1 protein-coding gene is annotated in these 435 nt (G+C 68.7%); it reads right to left on the bottom strand.

Features of this window, described 5'->3' with window-relative positions; translation table 11 throughout:
• Positions 1-26: 26 nt before the first annotated feature.
• A partial coding sequence (locus IG98_RS0144075; protein ID WP_030926672.1) for a sugar nucleotide-binding protein occupies positions 27-435 on the bottom strand: 409 nt, incomplete at its 5' end.

The raw sequence follows: 435 nt of genomic DNA on the forward strand, positions 1-435 counted from the left end.
GAGAAGGCCGCGATCACCGGTGAACGTCACCCCAGAAACCGCCGCGCGCCACGCAGTCTGGTCCGAAGCCGTCGCTGCGTCATGTCGCACTCCAGGCGCACATCCAGCGGGCCGGGCACGCCGGTGTCCACTCGCCGGCCTGAAGGCAGTCGGTCCGCGTCGAGTCCATCGCGTCGGGCGATGAGCAGCCCCAGCTCGTATCGGCTCACCGCATCGGCTCCGGCGACATGGTGGATCCCGTGATACTCGGATGCGGCAAGTTCGAGGAGCGCCGCGGCGAGATCGACGACATGCACGGGACAGCGCACGTCGTCGGTGAACAGCACTCCACTCGCCCTGCCGGTGGCCAGTGAACGCACCAGCGCCTCGTGCGGGGAGTCACCGTCGCCAATGATCAGGGACGTCCGGGCTGTCACCGCAGTCGGCACGATCGCG

Origin of the sequence: Streptosporangium amethystogenes (assembly GCF_000721075.1) — a bacterium.
Classification (GTDB): Bacteria; Actinomycetota; Actinomycetes; order Streptosporangiales; family Streptosporangiaceae; genus Streptosporangium; species Streptosporangium amethystogenes.